Origin of the sequence: Bacillus cereus group sp. BfR-BA-01331 (genome assembly GCF_022663915.1) — a bacterium.
Taxonomy (GTDB): Bacteria; Bacillota; Bacilli; order Bacillales; family Bacillaceae_G; genus Bacillus_A; species Bacillus_A mycoides.
Window position 1 is genome coordinate 98,882 of sequence record NZ_JAKUGJ010000013.1, and the last position, 17,931, is coordinate 116,812.

Sequence of the window (17,931 nt, forward strand, 5' to 3'; positions counted from 1 at the left end):
CTTTTCCCCCGCTTAGCACTGTACGTGCGACTTTCATCGCATACAGCGCCCCATCTTATCCTTTTATACTAAAGTAACTAGATTACAAGCTTTACGGAGTTTGTTTATTTTCTTCAATTGTTTATCGTTCAATTGAAGAATTCTCATATATGTTCTAATCGTCTCGTCATTTGTAGCGTGAATCAATCTGTGGACAAATTCATGTACAATAATCAGGTTATTAAACTCGTCAGTTCCTCCCATACCTTTCGGTATTTTATGGTGACAGTGCACATCTTCAGCTATTAAGAAGATTCCGATGACAGCGCATTTACCATTTTGCATGGAATACCTGGATATTCTGTTATCTGTATACTCCATGCTTTGTCCTTTATTGGAGGATAGCAACATCTTTTGCATTTCATTGGCAATGTTACCTTTTAGGATTTTGATGAGTTTTTGTCTTCCTTGCTTAGTATAATTGCATATGTCTTGACTAAAACTTTGAGGGAATCGTGTTTGTATGTCCGCTAGTGGATATACATGATTGCCTGCTATTTCAAAGGTTCTATAATTGTTCCTATGAGTTCTTTTGTATAATGCATTCGCATTGGTAGGAATCTTATATTTCCCTATTGATTTTAGACGATTAAACAAAGTTTTCGAGAGACGAAAGGCTATTTCAGCAAAGTCTATAGTTACATGTGTTGCAATTTTGTAATAATTTTTTATACCAAGCACATAAGAGTTATAGTCCTGTACTGTTTTCCCTGATGGGCTTTTTTGAATTGCTTTAATCCTTGTCTTTGCTTTTTCAAGGATATCCTTTTTCTTTTTCTCGCTTACATGTGTGTTTGCCACATATCTTTCGCGCTTTTTAACAGATTTGATAGAGAACCCCAGAAAATCGGAAGATTTTCTTTTTAGGTTAGTTATAGTCGATTTTTCATTAGATATATTAAGGTTTAATTGATTTTTAAGATAACCTTCTACTGCATGGAATATTTTGATTGCAGATTGATGATTGTTAGTAAATATTTTAAAATCATCTGCGTATCTAACGATATGCATTTTCTTCAATTTTGTTTTTATCAGCAATGGATTTTTGGTTGCTGTTGTGTATGGTCTTCTTGTTTTAATATTCTCCCATTGCCTAGATATCCACCAATCCAAATCGTTTAATACAACATTACTAAGTAATGGGCTTAGGATTCCTCCTTGCGGAGTTCCTTTTGTAGGAATACCTTTTCCTTTGATTGGTGCTTTTAACATTTTAGAGATAATTGTCAGCACCCTTTTATCAGTTATGCCTATGTTGTATAGTTGTTTTAATAACTTGGAATGGTTCACGTTGTCAAAGAAACCTTGTATATCAATGTCTACTACGTGACTAAATCTTCCTCTGTTTATCAGATATTGACACCTAGCCATTGCATGGTGTGTTGACCTGTTAGGTCTGAATCCATATGAATGCTTGTGGAATTTTGCCTCGCATATTGGTTCTAGAACCTGTTTGAACATTTGTTGAATCAATCTATCTCTCATTGTAGGGATTCCTAATGGGCGTTTCTTCCCATTAGGTTTAGGTATTTCTACCCTACGTACCGTATTTGGTTTGTAATTTGTGAGAGTTTTTCTAATATCGTCAACGAAGGAATTTACATCTTCCATTTTATAATGGTCGATTGTGATACCATCTGTTCCTTCAGTTTTAGAACCACTGTTAGCCTTTATACTTCTATATGCCAATAGAATATTTTCTTTTGATATGATGTATTTATATAGATTTACACCTTTAGTAGCGTTATTTTCACTACGTTGGTATAAATCATCGAACACTTTTTGTATATCGTAATATTCTGCATGTCGTAATGTTGTACTCACCGATGTATTATTTCCCCTTTCTTACGAAAAGTCCCATCATCTTACTCGATCCTGTGAGTTACATCTAGTTAATTTAGTTTTCAAAGAACAAGACTAGGGACTATCCCTCCACATTCGTTACATGCTTCGTCGGTACTTTGTCCCCACCTTCACAAGAATGAAGCAATTTCGGTTCGTTAGAACCTTATATGCATCTGTCCGCTAGTAGGCGTTGGTGACAGTTTCTTGCTTACCACGTTCCGATTGACTTAGCTATACATATATCCTTAGGTGCTTGCTTTAAGCCTGTTATCTTTACACCCTCATCGTTAGATGTTCCGAATTTCGTATCCTTTACTCTTACTTTTCGGTAGATAACGTCATCGTTGACGACATACAAATTTCTATTGTATTAATAATTTAGACCCGTACATTCGCAAGTTCGCCAGTCCGTTATTTTAGACATTCTCACCATAGATATTTTGTAGCATCCCGACCTATCCATTACCATATGATTTCTCACTTAGGTTTTGTTCAGCCGACTTCACCTAGCTTCATACAATTTGTGACTACTATCACGCCTTGCATGTAGGAGTATTAGATAAGTAGTTTCAGCTCAACCTGACGGCTTTCATTCCTACTTTCAGTCAAACAGTTGTTGTTATCAAATTAATAACCCTCCTACTTCGTGTTTGCACACTTATGAGGAAACGTGTCGCACAAAGGATTATTTTGTTAAAAACTTGATTCTAATTTATAACCTCTATCTTTTTCTTTTATTTCCCATTAAAATTGAGTAAAACTATTTTGATAACATAGGAGAAAGCTATGAAACATAACCTCAATCTATGGTCCTTTATATGCTCTTTGATTTGCGTTGGACTATTCCGTTTATATTTTGAAATTCCACTTGAATTATTCAAATTTTTCACGGATTCATTACACATTCACCCTTTATTTATATTACTAGTTTTAACAATAGGAACTTTTTTTGCTGGCATTATAGGATTTTCTAAGATGAATAATTGGATTGCGATGCTTAGGAGTGTAGCAACAGTCTTACTAACATTGTTATTATCAGTGTTTTTAACACTAACTTTGATTGTGGGTTATGCATTAAGTTAAACGTAGTTTTTTATGAGTAAAACTCAATATTCCGTCAATAATATAGATGACATTAGATTTTTCTCCTTGTTCCCCCTTGGAGATGAGCAGTTAGTTTTTGCTAACTGCTCTTATATTTATAACAAAGCTAAGATTCTTTAGAATGATTCTTCTTTATTTCTCAATATAAGGAGCCTTGGATTTTCATTAAAACTCCTGTAGTATATGAACAAAGAGTAAGGTAAGAGTTACTCTTTGCCATTTTAGGAGAGGTTCTGTTGGAGACAACAGGACCTTTTTTCGTAAAGAGATGGTTTTGTTTAATTTCTCACCACTAACCACAAAAAAATATCTTATAATCGTTATATAATAAATTAAAATAATGGATTAGGAGTAGATCAAATGCCAGTTACACTAGAACTTATTCTTTTCATTCTTCTAGCAATTAGCGCTATTGGCTATTTAGTAAAAGAATTTCAAAAAACTAGGAAAAGAACACTTGGAATTTCACTAGAATTCTTGGTTCTTTTCTGGTCAATATGGAGAATATCGACTATCATAATCTGATTTGTAAAACATGAATTCCTTCGAATAAAAATCAATATTATGTCCATAATGTTGATAGGCTGTATGCCAAAATCCATTTAGTTTTCTCTGTATCTCCTTGTATTGAGCAGTTAGTTTTTGCTAGCTGCTCTTTTATTTATGGAAAAAGATAAAATTTTTTATAATGTTTCTTCTTTATTTCTCAGTATCAGGAGCCTTGGATTTTCATTAAAACTCCTGTAGTATATAAACAAACAGTAAGGTAAGAGTTACTCTTTGCCATTTTAGGAAAGGTTCTGTTGGAAACAGCGGAACCTTTTTTCGTGATTTAAAGGTACTAAGACAAAATGAAATATTTACCATGAAGGTAATTGTTAAATATTTTACGCTTATACAGTATAATGGGATAGTTATTGTGTATTGGCATTAAGAGGAGCGTCCTGATTAAGCGCTTCTCTTTTTTTATAAAATAGCTCCAAATTACTTGGACACATTTACCAGTTTATTCAACACAAATATCATGTTAAAATCCCTTGTGAATACGACATAACTCAACTTGGTGAAGCCCTGTAATATTTCCTATAGGGCTTCTTTTTTTACAAGCAGTTATTTCATTACGCTGACTATCTTGTTGTGCAAAATAACGATTTTGTTCACTTTTTTGATACATTTATAAAACATTCATATGTTATCTTCAGTAAGTTCTATTTCCTTTATAATATTGTGTGAAGTATACCAACGAACGAAGCCTAAAAAACTCTAATGAAGTGATGAAAAAAACCTAATTTCTCTACAAAACATTGAGAAATTAGGCTTTTTAATAGAAAAAGTAGCATTTATAAACAATGAATACAATTTAACTCTTCAATTCTATTTTCACAGATTCATATATTCTTCTAAAGTCAGTTTTTCCTTATATATATTTTCAGCAATATCTCCTACATAGCGAATATGCCAAGGTTCATATGCATAACCCGTAATACTTTCCTTCCCCTTAGGATAACGAATGATAAACCCTGCACGATGCGCGTTTTCTTTCAGCCATTTTCCTTCCTTCGTATTCGCAAAGGATAGCTCTAGTTCATTGTTCGCACTTTTAGAAGAAACATCCATCGTTAACCCTGTTTGATGTTCGCTATGCCCTGGCTTTGCAGAGAAGCGATCCGTATGCTCTTGCCCTTTCTTTTTAACATTGTTGGCATACAGACCTTTTTGATACTCATAGGAACGAAATCCTGAAACAGCATTCAACTGGATCCCATCTTGCTTAGCTAAAAGGAATAGTTTTTCTAACGCTTCCGCTGCTTCTTTACGAAGATGACTCTTTTCTACCGTTCCACTAAATGAGAACGGTACATTTGGTACAACTAAATCCTCTGGCATATAGTCTTCGGGTAAACCATATTCCTTATTTACTACAGCCTGTATACTAGCAAAGGAACTTGCTATCTTATTTGAAGTCCCATTTTGCTTACTATTTTTTTCTTTATTTATGGAGTTTTCACTAGTTTCATGGTTTGTCTTATATGGTTCTTTACCAATAGATATATTGGTGTAAATGATAAAGATACCTAGCATTACTACTATACAAGTTAAGGTTCCTACTAATTTAAGTCTCATCATTCATTTCCTTCCTGCAACTCCTACTGTTACTCATTCATCATACTTCAACCATATCAAATCCATATTAATTCCCTGTGAACTTTTCTTCATAACGTATTCCTTAATAGATTGATAGTATATCTTCCCTTTCTTTTGGAACCCTTAAAATATCAGCTCTATTCATACATGTAGAAAAACAACCTAAAAATTTGTATAATAAGATAAGAAGTGTAGCATTCTATTATAGAAAGGTCTTGGTATAATGCTAGGTATTGATGTCAAAAAAACAAAAGAAGAGTTAATTATTTCATGGCAATTTGCGGAGGTCACGATTCCATTACGTGATGTAATCGAGGTTACCGAAGATGCTACCTATGCGGGTGTTGAAGATCCTAGTGCAATTCGTATTGGAACAGCATATGGGACAACGGACCGCATTTTAATCAAAACAGTAAAACAAAATTATGTATTATTTACTACGAATAAAGTATCTATTTTAAACGCAATTCACGCGTAACAATGAGTAGATAAACGCACTTAAACAAAGTTCAAGTGAAATATGAAAATGCAAAGTCATAGAATTGACTTCGCACCTTTTTTAAAACAATCTATATGAATGAAAATTCCCTTTAACATTTCAGTAAGGCCAAAGCCACTTCTGTCACACCATACTACTTTGTGTCCCATTTATCTAAATTGAAGAGATAACGCTCTCTTTTTTTGATAAAATTATCTCTATAATGATAGCAGGAAAGGATTTGTTGCTTTATCACGGCAGAAAAAACACAGTTTGTAAAAAAAGAGCATTATATCCCCCAGTTCTCTATGAGACCTTTTGAAATAGCTAAGGGATTTTGTCTCACAGTGAATTTAGAAGCTGACACTTTGGAAGCTAAGGAAAAGAAAACAGGGAATTATTACAACAACTCAAAAATAAGCAAATAGATTAAAATACTGTAACTAGGACTAAATTATTAACATAAAAATAAGCACATCTTGTAAAAAAACAGATGTGCTTATTTTTTAATTTTTATGCATTTTTACGTTTTAGGAAAATCACTCCACCAACAATTAACAGTAATGCACCTGCAGCCATAGAGATCCAGCTTGTAAGGTCAGCGCCTGTTTGCGGTAACCATCCAATTTTAGATTGAATTTCTTTCTTAGGTTGTGGTTGCTCTTTTACTTGCTCTTTAGGTTGCTCTGATGTTGGAGTATTTTTATCTTGATTCGGCTGTTCTGGTTTTGGTTGTTCCGGTTTTACCTCTTTAAATTTCACCGTTTGACCCTTATCTTCGATGTCAACATGAATAGCAACCAAGACATTATCTTGATACAATTCTTCAAATACTACCACTTCTTTACCTTGTAATGCAGAAGCATTAAATGTGAAATCTAGTGTGATAGAACCATTTTTCTCTTTAGCAGTAAACTTAGATTCTACTGTTACTTCTTTACCATCAACTAATAATGGTTTGTTTGTTGCTTTATCCATTAGTTTGCCTTTTACAACGTACTCTTTACCCACGATTAAGTCTTTGTATTCCACTTTATCTTGGATTGTTACAGATTTAGAAGCGTCTAACTCTTTAGAACCATCAGCTTTGTTTGTAGCTGTCGTTTTAATGGAAGGCTCTACAAATCGAACTGTTTGACCTACATCGTTAATGTCAGCGTGAGTTGCAATTACTTGACCTTCATGCAATAAGTCTTCAAACACAACTACTTCTCTTCCTTGCTGTTCAGCACCAACGAAAGTAAAGTCTAATGTTACAAAACCATTCTTTTCTTTTGCAATGAACTTAGTCTCTGCTGTTATTTCTTTACCATCAATTAATAATGGTTTGTTAATAGCTTTGTTCATTAATTTACCTTTTACAGTGTACTCTTTACCTACAACTAAGTTAGTATACTCTACTTTATCTTGAATAGTGATAGAATCCTTTGAATGAATCTCTTTTCCATCATCAGCTTTGTTTGTAGCAGTTGTTTTTACTGATGGCTTAACGAACTTAACTGTTTGACCTTTATCATTGATATCAGCATGTGTAGTAACAACTTTTCCGTCTTTCAGTAACTCTTCGAATACTACTACTTCTTTTTCTTCTAAACCATTTGCATCAAAAGTGAAATCTAGTGTAATAGAACCATTTGCTTCTTTTGGTGTAAACTTAGTTTCAGCAGTTACTTCTTTACCATTTACAACTAATAGTTTATTAGTCTCTTTATCCATTAATTTACCTTTTAAAGTGTACTCTTTACCTACTTGTAGGTCTTTGTATTCCACTTTATCTTGGATTGTTACAGACTTAGAAGTGTGCATTTCTTTTGTACCATCGGTTTTATCAGTAGCTGTTGTTTTTACTGATGGAATCTTTTCATCTTTGACAATATGTTTAATTATTTGACCATTCTCTTTGATCTCAAAAGAGAATATTTCTTCATTCAATACATAACCTTTTGGTGCAACAGTTTCTTTATATGTGTATTTTCCAAATGGTAACTTTTCAAACTTCGCGATACCTTTATCGTCTGTTTTCCCTTTAACTACTTCTTTTCCTGCTTCATTATAAATAGTAAACTCTGCATTCGGAAGCTTATTGTTTCCATCAGCTACATCAACTTTTGTAATTTCTAGATCACCTTTGATAAGATGATTAACTGCTAATAGCTCAATAATTTTTCCGTGTTCCTTTATTTCGAACACAATTGGTTCTGTAATAAGAACGTAACCATTTGGAGAAGCCTTTTCTACAAATGAATATTTACCATACGCTAAATCTTTGACGTTAACTTCACCATTTTTATCTGTCTTATATTCCCCAATTACTTTCCCGCTTGCATCTTTTAGCTCGAATACTGCACCTTCTAATTTTTTACTGATATCTTCATTATCTATTTTTAGTAATTTCACACTACCTTTCACTTCTGTATTTTCCACTGTAAAAGTAAGTGTTTTATTGTGCTCTTTAATTTCAAAAGGATACTTTGTGTTATTTCCAATATATCCATTAGGTGTTTTTGTCTCTAAGAAATAATATTTACCATACGTAAGACCATCAACATTTGCAATTCCATTTTCTTTTGTTACTACTTTTTTCACTTCTTTTCCATCTTCAGTAAAGACCGTGAATTCAACATTAGGTAACATCTTACCTGAATCACTAAGTTTTTTTATTTCGATGTTACCTTTTACTTTGTTGTTTACTACTTGAACAGCTCCTATTTCCCCTGTCTTAACTTCAATAGTTTGTGGTTTATCACCTGAAACATAACCTGTTGGTGCTTTAATTTCTTTTACTGTGTAGGTACCAATTGGTAGGTTATTTAATTCTGCAGTACCATCAGCACCCGTCGTGATTTTTCCAACTGATTCATTATTTGCATTAAAGACTTCAAATACTGCACCAGCTAATATTTCTCCATTTTCCCCAACCTTTTTAATTTTTAAAGAACCAGCAGCTTCCCAATTTACTGCAAGGTCACTACTAAGCTTTTCCTCATTTCTTTCTAGTAGCACTGTAGCATTCTGAACAGTATCAGTACCGCGATAAGCAATTGCTTGAACTTTAGTTACATTTGCAGCAACACTTAGATTAAATTCACCCGTTTTTGTATCTTTAGGAATTTGGATACGGAATTTTTCCCCAAGTGAAAGCTGATCTTTCACTTCTCCATTTTCACTAACAATTTTAACTCCATTAGGTGCATTTTTCGCTACTACTTTATAAGAACCACTCTTAGCATTTGTTTGTACTGTGTATAGGTTTGTTTCAAAAAACTCACCCTTTAATTCTGCCTTTTGCTTTTCAGCAGGGATCACATTCATAAAAATATCTTGAGTATCTTCACTTGTATTTGCAGCATTAATAATTGTCTTAGCCGCTTTTTCAACATTTTTATTTTCATGCTTTAATTCATTTACATCAAGTTGACCTAATGCATTCCAAACCGCAAGCTGAGTTGCATAATGTGCTTCATTCTTATTAGCTACTCCCAGTTGTTCTATACTTTTTTGTGGGAAACCATTTAATAGAACCCTATATACTACATTATCTGTTTTCCCCATTTCAGGAAGATCTTCACCATTTGGTGATTTTAAGCCAAGGGTTAAACAATAAGCAATTTGACCGCTTGAATTTTTAATAATTTCAGTTCGAATGTACTTACCTAAACTGTCGCTATAACTCCAGTTCATTGAATACTTTTCATGCGTCATAACCTCCGCATTTGCCTTCGGTAGAAACACATTAAAGAATAATGCTAGTACTGATAATAATGCAAAAACTCTTTTAACAACTCTTCTCCCCAATTTTAAAACCTCCCTAGATAAAATGAACCCGATGTATTATTCAAATATTTAAAATAATCACAACGAAGATATTTCATATTATAAGACATAAAGTTACAAATATTATATTATTTTTACAAATTATTTATTTTCTCAACAACCACTATAAATTATAATATTAAAACATTCCATTTCACAAAAGTAACAATATTAGGATACCTTAACAAAATAAGAAACTTGGTAAAATACTAGAATAACGGTAGTTGGAGTACGGAAACGATTCTTCGCATGAAGGACCACTACAAAGATATTTTCAAATTGAATATATGTATTAATAATGAAATTTTATTGCATTTACACCTGCAATGTTTATATAAAAGATAGTAAATTATGTTTTTATAGGATTTTTTCTATTAGTTTACTGGAAATTTGCATTATTATGTGACAATAAATATCATTGTATTTAATATAAAATGATATAAAAAAAGGGGTACGCAGATAATTATCGGAACTTTCAATCGATTAATTATACTAAAATTAGTATTAAGAATATTAGTAAAAAAGTAACAACGTTATTACAAAGTTCGAATATTGGTCTAAGTACCCTAGCATCTCAATGGTAACCTCTTGAATACTTTTACGTTTTTAAATAAATTAAAATAACAAAAAAATAATAATTTTTAATTTTTTCTTTGTAATTTAATAAGTTGCATGTTAATATGGCGAAGGTTATAAAATGGATTTCGCCATACACAATGTTTTTTCGGAATATTCACTCCAGAGAAATGTAACTATTTCAGTAATTTGCTTCATCTTTTACCTATACAAGGGCTACTTTCAATTTTTTTGTTCATAAGTAAAAGTAACTTTTTATTCTATCTTCCTCATCGATTTTAATATAAATGGTAAAAAAGCACTTTTTCAAGTGCCCTTCCTTTTCTTTTTTAAAGATAGAAAATCTAATAAAATCAAACACCTAGATTAAACACATACATAATCCTACTTACAAACTCTCAGAGAGGTATAAACTATGGGAATTCCTACACTATTATTAAATACATTTATTATTATTATTTGTATCCTTAGTTACCAAGTATTTTGGCTAGAACATAAAGAAAAAATGGCATGTAATAATATATTAATTTCTGTACTTTCCTCCATTGCAATTATTTTTTGTATGACTTTTCCTTTTCATTTACACGCTGGGTTCATTTATGATTTACGTTTTATTCCCATTATATTAGTTTTTCTATATGGAAATACAAAGAGCATTTTTTGTATTGGAGTTTTATATCTTTCTTATAGATTTTACTTAGGTGGAAGCGGAGTCTTCCCATCATTTATTATCTTTACTGTTATTTCTGTTATTACAATCATGTTTCGTTACTTGTCACCTACTTATTTCAAGGAAAAGAAGATATTATTAAGTATTCTACTTATTTTGATATGTACAACTTCCCTTTCTATCTGCGGTATTGTAACGCAAATAAATACAGGTGGTAAAATTGACTCTACTCTCATTGAATTTTTATTCAATTATATAATCATAAATATTTTCACAGTATTATTATCAGTTTATTTAATAGAAGGAATGATCGAGAAATATAAAATAAAAGAAAGAATGCAAAGAGCAGAAAAATTTTATATAGCTAGCGAACTAGCTGCATCGATTGCGCATGAAATTCATAATCCACTGACCACGGTACGTGGATTCACTCAATTACTAAATGAAGATGAGAGTGCTAAGATGTCTCAAGATAAGTACTTAGAAATTATGTTACTTGAAATGCAGCAAATACAATCTACTATTAATAACTATTTATCTTTAACCAAACCACAAAACATTATAAAAGAGGAACTAGATATTAATTACATATTAAATCAAGTGAAAGATAATATTTCACCACTCGCTCTTTCATATAATGTTGAAATAAAACAGCATATTACAACAGATTCCCTTTACATAAATGCTAATACTGAAAAATTAAAAATATGTCTAACCAACATCATACAAAATGGAATTGAGGCTATGAAAAATGGTGGCGTATTACAAATAAATATACAAAAAATAAAAGGTAATATTGTAATTGATATTATTGATACAGGAATAGGAATGTCTTCCCAACAAATAAAACGTATTGCCTTGCCATTTTATTCAACAACAGAAAAAGGCACTGGGCTTGGTACTATGATTGCTTACAGTATTATTAAAGAATTAAACGGAGATATAGAGATAGAAAGTGAACTAGGAAAAGGAACACACTTTTCTATCACTATCCCCTGCTAATATAATAGAAGATTTATTTAAATGATATTATTTTGTAGCTAATAGAACCATATAAAAAGAAGACGTAACTATTCGTCCTCTTTTTATATGGTTCTGGTGCAAAAATGTTAGTTAGAAACATAGAGTAGCAATTTCACAATTTATTCACAAGTACCGTTAAGCGCAAGTTTACGTTAAGTATGCTATTTGCATAATAATGTTTTCAAGAAAAAAGTAGCTGTACTTTTGTGCAGCTACCTTTTTATGCAATAAATCAGTAATAGATATTCGAGCTGCAATAAATGCCCCTTTTATACTTTGAAATGTAATTTGCAAACTACAATTTGACATAATTCTAATAGTGTGGGATGTATATTTCTCCATAAAAGCAACTTATTTTTATCTCTTTTAAACAATTTATCATATTATTTTCATCTAATTAGGCACAGAAACATTTTGCAAAATCTTACTACTTTTAGGAAAAACGTTTTTAGGGTACATTTTAAAATAGCTCTTTTTCTTTGAAATGTTTCTGTGCTTAATATTTAAAATATCTTATGTCAAAATTTTCCGCAACAAATATGTTAAATGATTCATAATTATATATAATATGGAATGTTAAAGTTAAATATTCCGTATTATACTCTATTAAATATAGCGTATTTAATTTATTAGTAATTAATTTATTAGTCTAAGTATGAATTATAAAGTATATTCGTTTAAAATTGTCACAATATAATTTTATATTCGACGTTTTTAATTACTCGTGAAACATTTGCAAATGTTTTAACCGTTATGTATAAGGTAAATATCCCCTCTAAATATAAGATTTACTTAATTTAGATTCTTCCTCTCATAGTCGTAATGTCGAAAAAAGTCGAATTTTTATATTTTTTCTTTATTTTCTAGTTGTAAACGTTTTATTTTCATGTTACCATCTTAATCAAACATTAGATGGTAATAAAACTTAAAGTATTTCTTTCCCTTAGAGACATATAAACGTTCGGTAATACCATGAAAATAAGGCCAAAGAAATATGAGTTACCTGATAAAAGATTTAATAGGATTTTTACCACTTTAATTTTCTGTTAATTCAGAATGTAACACTTTAACATTTTGTCCCTAAACAAAATTTAAATTTTAGTGTGGTAAACTCAAAAAGCTAAATCACCCACCCAAATTAATAAATGATATATCCTGTTATATCTAGCGATCAGTCATGAGAAATAGATTTCTTCCTAAGAAAACTTAGCCCATTAATAAAAAGTGTCTAAATTTCTATCTTTATTACCATCTATTGTTGATAACATATTTACCAACTATAAAAAAGAGCCTATTGAAGGTTCTTTTTATTATAATCATTAGCACTTCAATTATTGATAATCATTGGTGTTGAATCTTTATTCCCTCACCTTATATAGCTTTCTTTTATTAACACTTGAAGACTTATTGAGGTACGGTTCTGATTTTAATTTTTTTTATTTTTAAGCGACTAATTTCCGAATGATGGGCCATCCACAGTTTTATATCTAATAAAGAAAGAATTATATCTGTTTCAAGTGATATTTTGCTTACCTCCTTCTCTCTTATGGGTTATGTAGATAATATATCTCTTGAATCTGGAGCCTTTAGAACACATAATAGATACCCTAAAAAATGGACTTTATTTTATCTTTACCTTATCTTTAAATTTTTCTATTAAACTTAGCATTTAGAAAAAAATTTTCGAGTCTAAAAAAGCTGGGAAATAGAGAATTATTGAATTTTTTTAATAACCAGCCACCATTGAAAATAGGGTTTCTTGTAAAAGGAGGAGTAATATTTGAAGAATAAGAGAAAAGTACAAACTATTATATTATTCTTTATTAGTATTTTAGGGTTAGGAACAATAATCGGGATACTATATTTTAATGACAAAACCAATACTCAAAAAAATAAAGCGTTTGCTACCGAGGAACGTTTATTGCAATATGAGCCCATCATGAAAAAAGAATTAGAAAAATATAATTTGGGAGAAAAAACAGCAATTTTACTAGGAATTATGTACCACGAGAGTAGGGGTGAGGGCAACGACCCTATGCAATCTTCCGAATCACTTGGATTAAAGCCAAATGAAATCCAAGAGATAAACTTGAGCATTAAACAAGGGGTAAAGCACTTTGTTCAAATGTATAGATATGGAGAAGAAAAAGGTGTTAGCATGGATACAATTATTCAAAGCTATAATATGGGGCCAGGCTATATTGATTTTATTGCCAATCAAGAAGCTAAACAACACTCGGAAGATACAGCTAAACAGTTTTCTAAGTTGAAAGTTGATCAGAATCCAGCTACATACACTTGTGGTGGAAATAAACAAAATTTTAGATATCCATATTGTTACGGTGATTTCACATATACAACAAAAGTGAATGAAAAAGCAAAACTTATTGAAGAACGCCTCCAAAAAAATTAAAATTTTATATATTTGTTTGAAGGAGTTTTCCATTTACTTTTATATGGTTTTTCATCAACTTTTATCCCCTCTTACCATCTAAATGCATATATACAACTATCGTATCATATTTCAATTTAAATACGGCTCTAGTTACATATTTCGCAAGAAATCTACCCAGAATATAAATAAAATCACCATTTTACATGAAATAGTATCCACTTAGCGAATTCATTAGGCATAAAAATAAATGTAGATTCAATAAAAAGAGAGTACCCTCGCTATTGGTGCTCTCAATGTGAATTGGGGTTTATCCTGAGCATTGAATAGGACACGAAGAACTCGTCCTGTTACATAATATTATGCTTGTCCATATTATAATGTGCAATAAAAAAAGCACCCTCGCCCAGGCGCCAAGAGATACATATACGTTGAGGTAACTAACACGCTAGAAAAGGCCCTTCCATATCATTGTATGATTATCAATTATCTTTATACCTAGCAGACTCATTAAATACGTTTAATGTATCATTTCTATTAGTTTAACCATGCCTAATGTCATCCAATTCATTCATGGTTAGTATTCTAAATAGACCAACGATGTATTATAATACTTTATATATCCAAGGAGGTTTACTATGCTTAATTTTCATAAAACATTCCCCATCTTAGGATTCTTTTGGTTTTTATATAGTTTTATCGGCATCATCTTTTCATTACTATTCCTTAGCGTGTAGTAACAACGCGTATAAATATATGTTTAATGTGTGATTTCTATTATCGGCTTTGTTAACTAACACTTAAATTATTTTAACAGCCTTTTGTTTAATTCCCACAAAGCTGTTTTGTTACTATCCCATTTTAAAAGCGTTACGGCTTCCTCAAAGCACAGCCATTTATAATTGAAGTGTTCTTTAGATAATTTAATATTTTTTGTAGGAACTTTAACTCCAAAAGAAAATTCTTTTATTACATAAACATCTTCGCCCCAAAGAAATTCACCAACTACATCCTCTACTGGTAGTGAAGACACAAAATCTAGTTTTATATATGGACATTCTCTTATAATACCAGCCTCTTCAAACGCTTCCCGTTTTGCTGATTCAATAGGAGTCTCACCATCTTCTCCACCACCAGCTATTCCTTGCCAATAACCATAATCACTTCGATTAAAAATGCCATATTGAATGGAATCATCAGTTTTTATATAAGGAAATATCAATACTTGATACGGCGCTCTCATTGCTTAACCTCCTCTCGAAAAAATATGAACAATTTATTCACTAACTTGCTATTTTAGTAAATAAAGAGCCAACATCAAAATTCTACATTAATAATGCAGGTTTATGGTATCGGCTCTCCATTTTTTAAGAATTTTATTTTTCATAAATAGGTTTACTCTTAACGTGATAAAAACCTGCTTATTTCTTATTTAATTTGCTTAGCGTGTTTTTTTTCGAAATGCTGGCGGTATCACATGTTGACTAACCAGTCCAAATAGTCCCTAAAACGGTCGTTTAAGGAACTTTATTTATATCTATCAAAACTGACTGAAATATGTTTAAAATTCAGTTCAAAAACTCATTACCAAAAACAAAGTTTTATATCAAACATCAAATACTGTTTATGGAACACTCTTAATGTACGGAAATCCAAGTTTTTTAAATAAAAAGTTCCTTAGCGTACGAAATTCGCGTTATGTTGGCGGGACCCCATCGCCATCAAGTTAAGGTTTTGAAGTACCCCCTAAACGAAAAAATTCTTTCTCTATAGGGGCACCATATCAAAAAAGAAAATTGTAAGTTTAGACACATTTTAGATACAAAATAACCGATTCCTTATAGGTTAAGGGACCGGTTATTTATTTCCCTACTTTTTTAGGGAGGTTTTTCTCGTAATGATCTTAAATGATTGATTTAAGGTTATAAACTTAAATCATAAATAAAAGATAGAGTAAAAACTATATAAGAAATAAATGTAACGAAAACAAGAAAACATATAAACTGAGCATTAGATACATATTGTTCTATTCTTTTTTTCATTTTAATTAGTATTATTTTTCAGATGTGAAGTATCAATTTGAATTTCACCTTTCCAAGATCCAATTACTTTTCCAATTCTATTTATATTTACATCTAGAGTAAGGGGCTGTTTAAAATCGTCTTTTCCCTCAGAAACTATAACAAATGTAGCAACACCTTCGGGTTTATCATTATCACGAATGCCTACATCATTTAATTTTTTACCTGCTGCCATAAGTTCAAAAGGAAGACGGTCATCTGAATCATGGATAAATGATAGTCTCCCTTCATGTTTAATCTCAGGGTTTTCCTCTTGTTGCCCATTAATTTTACCATCATTTTCGAGCTCTAATCCTGATGTATCAAATTCAAATGGTACTAAACTTCCGTCAGCTTTTTCCATTCTATAATGAACTGATATACGTGAATCTGCGATATATAATTCTTTGAAATGTACAGTAATACCTTGATCTGTAATTTTTTCATCAATAGGAATATATTTACCATTCTTCATCATATCTTGTGTGACACCATTTTCATCTTGTATTCCTTCATTTACAACTTTATCATTTGTAATTGCATCAGAAAAATATGAGGCAACATTTGTAGCCGCTACTTGTACTTGTGGAATCATTGCTGTTGTGAAAAGTGCTGCTGCAGCTACTGCTGTATACATGAAACGTTTTGATTTTTTACTCATGTTTGTAAAGAGTCCCTTCTTCTGTTGTTTTTTGTGATTTATATTAGAAAAATTGTCTAGCTTGGAACGACTTTCAAATGTTTTCCATGCTTGTTCTATATCAATTTTGATTTCTTGTGGTGAATTTGCAGATTCTTCATCTAGCATTACGTTCTCCCATTGATTTAATTTACTGATTTCTACTAATAAATCTTGGCATGCTTCACATGTATCTAGGTGCTTTGTGAATTCCTTTCTTATATCATGAGAAAGTTCTCCATCAATATATGTTTGAATAAATCCGATATCATAACATTTCATTTGTTATGCCTCCTCCATTTGTTTATAAATCTTGCGAAATTTCATTTTGGCTCGGACCAATAATGTTCCAATAGAAGATATTTCAATTTGAAGTATTTCTGCAATTTCTTTATATTGAAAACCAGAGAATTTCATTAGTAAAAGGGTTCGTTCTCGATCATTCATTTTATTTAGTATCGTTTGTACCTTTGTAATTTCTTCTTTTCTTATCCAATCATCGTCTAATGATGAAACATTTTGTACTTCATGGTATTGTATTTCTTTATCAATCTTCGCTTGTTGCCTTTTTTCAGATCGTAAATGGTTATAAGCTACATAAGTAGAAGATTTAATCAACCATCCAGGTATGTTTTCAATTACTTTCCAGTCGCTACGATATAATTGTAAAAACACTTCTTGTGCTAATTCTTCAGCGATAGATTGATCTTTAACAATCCATATAATCTGTTTCACAGCATAAGCATAGTACCGCTTAAATAAATCTTCAAAAGGCATATCAGAAGCATGACTTTCTTCATTTTCTATGGTTAACATGTTAGTTTAAACCTCACTTTCAATTTGATGCCTGTATTATAGAGAAACCAGAAAAACGGATTTTGTGACAGTTTTTCTGGTTATTTTTTTATTATGTACTAAAAAAAGCATTCATCTGATTAAAAGATAAATGCAAAAAGGGAAATGAAAACATAAAACTATAACTCTTTCAGTAGTTTTCTATTAATGGGGTACCGCCACATCGCTATCAAGCTAATAAAAAGAAATGCCCCCTAGAATGAAAAAAACGCCATCCTTTCCTATAATTCTACAGAAAGAATAACGTATTTT

11 protein-coding genes are annotated in these 17,931 nt (G+C 31.3%); 4 read left to right on the forward strand and 7 right to left on the reverse strand.

The genetic code is table 11. The features are described 5' to 3' along the window. Positions 1-63: 63 nt before the first annotated feature. Entirely contained in the window at positions 64-1,863 is a 1,800-nt protein-coding gene (ltrA, locus tag MR155_RS21065; RefSeq protein WP_201052093.1) for a group II intron reverse transcriptase/maturase, read from the reverse strand. Between the two features lie 807 nt (positions 1,864-2,670). Between ltrA and MR155_RS21070 the strand changes: the two genes are divergently transcribed. After that, positions 2,671-2,967, forward strand: coding sequence for a hypothetical protein (locus tag MR155_RS21070; RefSeq protein WP_002142559.1), 297 nt, complete (start codon positions 2,671-2,673; stop codon positions 2,965-2,967). 1,401 nt (positions 2,968-4,368) lie between these two features. Here MR155_RS21070 and MR155_RS21075 read toward each other — a convergent pair. Beyond that, positions 4,369-5,112: a M15 family metallopeptidase gene (locus MR155_RS21075; protein WP_033709884.1), complete on the reverse strand. Its 744-nt coding sequence runs from the start codon at positions 5,110-5,112 to the stop codon at positions 4,369-4,371. 244 nt (positions 5,113-5,356) lie between these two features. Between MR155_RS21075 and MR155_RS21080 the strand changes: the two genes are divergently transcribed. After that, entirely contained in the window at positions 5,357-5,611 is a 255-nt protein-coding gene (locus tag MR155_RS21080; RefSeq protein WP_242311001.1) for a SunI/YnzG family protein, read from the forward strand. A gap of 513 nt (positions 5,612-6,124) precedes the next feature. Here MR155_RS21080 and MR155_RS21085 read toward each other — a convergent pair. Further along, the gene (locus tag MR155_RS21085; RefSeq protein WP_242311002.1) at positions 6,125-9,406 is read right to left on the reverse strand and encodes a VaFE repeat-containing surface-anchored protein; all 3,282 of its coding nucleotides are present in this window, start codon (positions 9,404-9,406) and stop codon (positions 6,125-6,127) included. Positions 9,407-10,415: 1,009 nt separating this feature from the next. On the opposite strand from MR155_RS21085, the gene MR155_RS21090 reads away from it, so the two are divergent. Continuing rightward, entirely contained in the window at positions 10,416-11,672 is a 1,257-nt protein-coding gene (locus MR155_RS21090; RefSeq protein ID WP_061675657.1) for an ATP-binding protein, read from the forward strand. A gap of 168 nt (positions 11,673-11,840) precedes the next feature. Here MR155_RS21090 and MR155_RS21095 read toward each other — a convergent pair whose 3' ends face one another. Next, positions 11,841-12,002 (reverse strand): hypothetical protein, encoded by a 162-nt coding sequence (locus tag MR155_RS21095; protein ID WP_162181135.1) that lies wholly within the window; start codon positions 12,000-12,002, stop codon positions 11,841-11,843. Positions 12,003-13,473: 1,471 nt separating this feature from the next. Here MR155_RS21095 and MR155_RS21100 point away from each other — a divergent pair. Further along, positions 13,474-14,106, forward strand: a complete 633-nt coding sequence (locus MR155_RS21100; RefSeq protein ID WP_002035240.1) for a lysozyme family protein — start codon at positions 13,474-13,476, stop codon at positions 14,104-14,106. Positions 14,107-14,890: 784 nt separating this feature from the next. On the opposite strand, the gene MR155_RS21105 is transcribed toward MR155_RS21100, so the two are convergent. The 3 genes from MR155_RS21105 to MR155_RS21115 all read right to left on the reverse strand — a co-directional run bounded on the left by MR155_RS21105 (position 14,891) and on the right by MR155_RS21115 (position 17,640). Continuing rightward, the gene (locus tag MR155_RS21105; RefSeq protein ID WP_242311003.1) at positions 14,891-15,328 is read right to left on the reverse strand and encodes an NUDIX hydrolase; all 438 of its coding nucleotides are present in this window, start codon (positions 15,326-15,328) and stop codon (positions 14,891-14,893) included. A gap of 800 nt (positions 15,329-16,128) precedes the next feature. Next, a complete protein-coding gene (locus MR155_RS21110) occupies positions 16,129-17,106 on the reverse strand; it encodes a DUF4179 domain-containing protein (RefSeq protein ID WP_242311004.1) in 978 nt (325 codons plus the stop codon). 3 nt (positions 17,107-17,109) lie between these two features. Further along, complete coding sequence (locus MR155_RS21115) at positions 17,110-17,640, reverse strand: RNA polymerase sigma factor SigX (protein WP_219303204.1); 531 nt, start codon at positions 17,638-17,640, stop codon at positions 17,110-17,112. Positions 17,641-17,931: the final 291 nt, after the last annotated feature.

Excerpts from the sequence above, each read along its gene's own strand:
- MR155_RS21070 (WP_002142559.1), top strand. The coding sequence starts at position 2,671 with ATGAAACATAACCTCAATCTATGGTCCTTTATATGCTCTTTGATTTGC.
- MR155_RS21075 (WP_033709884.1), bottom strand. The coding sequence starts at position 5,112 with ATGAGACTTAAATTAGTAGGAACCTTAACTTGTATAGTAGTAATGCTA.
- MR155_RS21080 (WP_242311001.1), top strand. The coding sequence starts at position 5,357 with ATGCTAGGTATTGATGTCAAAAAAACAAAAGAAGAGTTAATTATTTCA.
- MR155_RS21090 (WP_061675657.1), top strand. The coding sequence starts at position 10,416 with ATGGGAATTCCTACACTATTATTAAATACATTTATTATTATTATTTGT.
- MR155_RS21095 (WP_162181135.1), bottom strand. The coding sequence starts at position 12,002 with ATGTCAAATTGTAGTTTGCAAATTACATTTCAAAGTATAAAAGGGGCA.
- MR155_RS21105 (WP_242311003.1), bottom strand. The coding sequence starts at position 15,328 with ATGAGAGCGCCGTATCAAGTATTGATATTTCCTTATATAAAAACTGAT.
- MR155_RS21110 (WP_242311004.1), bottom strand. The coding sequence starts at position 17,106 with ATGAAATGTTATGATATCGGATTTATTCAAACATATATTGATGGAGAA.
- MR155_RS21115 (WP_219303204.1), bottom strand. The coding sequence starts at position 17,640 with ATGTTAACCATAGAAAATGAAGAAAGTCATGCTTCTGATATGCCTTTT.